Genomic DNA, 3,344 nt, shown 5'->3' with positions numbered 1-3,344 from the left:
GCTCCCGACACACTGTCCGCCGCACTCGCTGGTGTCACAGCACTTTTCGCGGTACCGCCCGCCGTCTACGACCCGCAGGGCTGGGACGTCGATCGTGAAGCGCAGCGCGGCATCGCCCTGGTCGACGCGGCGCGCCGGGCCGGGGTCGAGCAGATCGTGTTCACCGGTATCGCCTCGTTCAACTCCGACGACGCCTGGGGTGCGGATGGCAAGACTCGCATCGAGGAGGCCGTCGCCGCCTCGGGTGCCCGCTACACCCTCCTGCGCCCGGTCCGCTTCATGGAGAACTACCTCATGCGCGGCATGCCGATAGACGGCATCGTCGACGGCGTCCACCGGCACCTGTTCCCGGCGGACCGACCGCTGAAAGTCATTGCCCTGGCAGACATCGCCGACATCGCCGCGCTGGCCTTCGCCGACCCCGACCGCTTCCACGGCCGAACCCTCGAGCTCGCGGGCGACGCCCTCACCCCACCGGACGCCGCCGCAGCGATCGCCGCGGCGACCGGCCACCCCGTCCGCTACCAGGAGCTCGACGAAGCAGCAGCCGCCGAGCTCGGCGACATGATCGCGCACACCTGGCGTCTCGTGCGCGCCACCGGCGGCTGGCACGCCGACATCGCGGCCACCCGCGAAATCCACCCCGGCCTGCGCACATTCGACACCTGGCTCGCCGAAACCGGTGCCGCGCAGATCAAATCCCTCTTGGACGAGGTGAGTGCCCTGCGCTGACACCAGGCCGCCGATCGGCATCGGCATACCGCCGATCCGGCGGGATCGGGGGACGACGGCGGGCACCGAGCAGCCCGGTCAGCGCCGAGGTAGAGAGCTGTTCGGCCGTCGCACTAGCACATCCGAGGGTGCAAGGAGTGGATCGCAGTCGCCGAGGTGGACGATCGCGAGTCCGGTGCTGACCCGCTGGTGGACCTGACCGCCGGCGTGGTCGTGCGCACGGTCGTCCGCCGAAGTCAGCCGAGTGCGCTGGGTGTCTACGCCGCACCCACCGGCGCGAGGTTCTGCCCGCGCATCCGTTGCGAAATGACCTGTGTGATCCCGTCGCCGCGCATGCTGACGCCGTAGAGCGCGTCGGCGATCTCCATGGTCGGCTTCTGGTGGGTGATGACGATCAGCTGGCTCTTCTCCCGCAGCTGCTCGAACAGTCCGATGAGGCGGCGCAGGTTGGTGTCGTCGAGTGCGGCTTCGACCTCGTCCATCACATAGAACGGGGACGGGCGGGCACGGAAGATGGCCACCAGCAAGGCGACCGCGGTGAGTGACTTCTCGCCACCGGAGAGCAGTGACAGCCGCTTGACCTTCTTGCCGGGTGGCCGGGCCTCCACCTCGATGCCGGTGGTGAGCATGTCGGACGGGTCGGTGAGCAGCAGCCTGCCCTCGCCGCCGGGGAACAGCTTGGAGAACACGCCGACGAACTCCCGCTCGACGTCCTCCCACGCCTCGGTGAACACCTGCAGGATCCGGGCGTCCACTTCGGCGACCACCTCGAGGAGGTCCTTGCGCGCGTTCTTGACGTCTTCGAGCTGGGTGGCCAGGAAGTTGTAGCGCTCCTCGAGTGCGGCGAATTCTTCCAGCGCAAGCGGATTCACCTTGCCGAGGGTGGCGAGGTCCTTCTCGGCGCGTTTGGCGCGGCGTTCCTGGGTCGGCCGGTCGTACGGCATCGGCGCGGGCGCGGTGACCTGCTCACCGCGCTCCTTGGCCTGCTCGTACTCCTGCCACTCCAGGTCCGACGGCGGCAGCGGCACGTCGGGTCCGTACTCGGCGATCAGATCGTTGAGGGCGATGCCGAACTGCTCGGAGATGGTCGTCTCGAGCTGCTCGATGCGCAGCGCCGCTTGGGCTTTCGCCACTTCGTCGCGGTGCACCGCGTCGGTGAGCTGGGCCAGCTGGGTGGACAGCGCGCGTACCCGCTCCTTGACCTGCTCGACCTGGGCGGCGGCTTCGCCACGGCGGCGGACCAGATCGTCGCGCCGGGTACCGGCCTCGGCGACCACCTTTTCCAGTTCCGCGGCGATCTTGGCCCCGGATTCCGCGACGGCGGCGGCGACTTCGGCGGCTTTCTTGCGCGAGGCCTGGGCACGTTCGGCGCGGGCCCGCGTCTCGCGTTCGGCACGCGCCGCCCGGCGCAGCGAATCCGCCTTGCCGCGAACCGATTCCGCGCGTTCCTCGGCGGTGCGCACGGACAGGCGCGCCTCCACCTCCATCGACCGCGCCTCGGCCAGCGCGGCCGCGGCCTCCTCGCGTTCGCGCCCCGCGGACTCGGTGCCCGCAGTGGCGCCGTCGGAGTCGATCTCGGTTTGTTCGAGCTCGGCGTTGCGCAGCCGGTCCTCGATCTCGGCGAGCGAGGTGAGTGCATCCTCCCGGGCCGTCTCGGTCTCCGTGCGCTGCGCGAGCAGCCGCTCGCTGTCGGCCTGCGCGGTGCGGGCGGCGTGGCCGAGCCTGCCGAGCCGGTCGTAGATGGCGACCAGTGACTGGTCGGATTCGTGCAGGGCGAGCAGCGCCTGGTCGACGGCGTCCTTGCGATCGGCCTGTTCGGCGAGCGCGCCGGACAGCGCCGCCTCGAGTTCTTCGGCCCGCCGCTGTGCCGCGATGAGATCGGCTTTGGCGTTGTCGATGTCGGCCTGGATCTCCAGCTGACTCGGTGCGCGATCGGATCCGCCGAGCAGCCAACCGGTTCCGGTGAGGTCGCCGTCGCGGGTGACCACCCGCACGTCCGGTCGGGCCGCGACCACCGACCTGGCGGTGGCCAGGTCGTCGGCGACGGCGATACCGGCGGTCAATGCGGTGATCGCGCCGCGCACGCTGTCCGGGCACTCCACCACGTCGGTGAGCCAGCGCGCCGCGCCCGGCAACGGGCCGAGCTGCGGACGGGAAACGCCATCGGCACCGAATACCAGTGCGGCGCGCCCACCGTCGGCGTCCTTCAACGCGCGGATGGCGTCGTGCGCCGACTCGCCGGTGTCCGCCGCGACGGCGTCCGCGAGCGGACCGAGCGCGGCGGCGACCGCGGCCTCGAACCCGCCGTGCACCCGGAGCAGTCCGGACAGCGGCCCGAGCAGACCCTGCGACCGATGCTCCACCAGCCAGGCGGCACCGTCCCGACGAGCCAGGCCCATGCCGAGTGCTTCGATCCGCGCCGTCAGGGACGCGACCCGCTTGCTCGCCTCGCGGTCCTGTTCGCGCAGTTCGGTCACCCGCTGATCGGCCAGCGCGAGCGCCTGCACCGCGTGCTCGTGCTGGGCGTCCAGGCCTGCCTCGCCGGCGTCCAGCTCGCTGAGTTCGGCCTGTACCGCATCGAATTCGGTCTGTGCGGCCTCGCCGCGGTTCCT

General features: G+C 71.0%; 2 protein-coding genes. One reads left to right on the top strand and one right to left on the bottom strand.

Annotation, left to right across the window (positions count from 1 at the left end; translation table 11 throughout):
• On the top strand, positions 1 to 732 hold a 732-nt coding region (locus NN4_RS44345), incomplete at its 5' end, for an NmrA family NAD(P)-binding protein (protein WP_147144411.1).
• 257 nt (positions 733 to 989) lie between these two features.
• On the opposite strand, the gene NN4_RS44340 is transcribed toward NN4_RS44345, so the two are convergent.
• A partial coding sequence (locus tag NN4_RS44340) for an SMC hinge domain-related protein (RefSeq protein WP_147144409.1) occupies positions 990 to 3,344 on the bottom strand: 2,355 nt, incomplete at its 5' end.

The sequence above is a fragment of the Nocardia ninae NBRC 108245 genome, assembly GCF_007990755.1.
GTDB lineage: Bacteria > Actinomycetota > Actinomycetes > Mycobacteriales > Mycobacteriaceae > Nocardia > Nocardia ninae.
The sequence above is the reverse complement of the archived record's forward strand: the minus strand, read 5'-3'. Positions and strand labels throughout refer to the sequence as shown.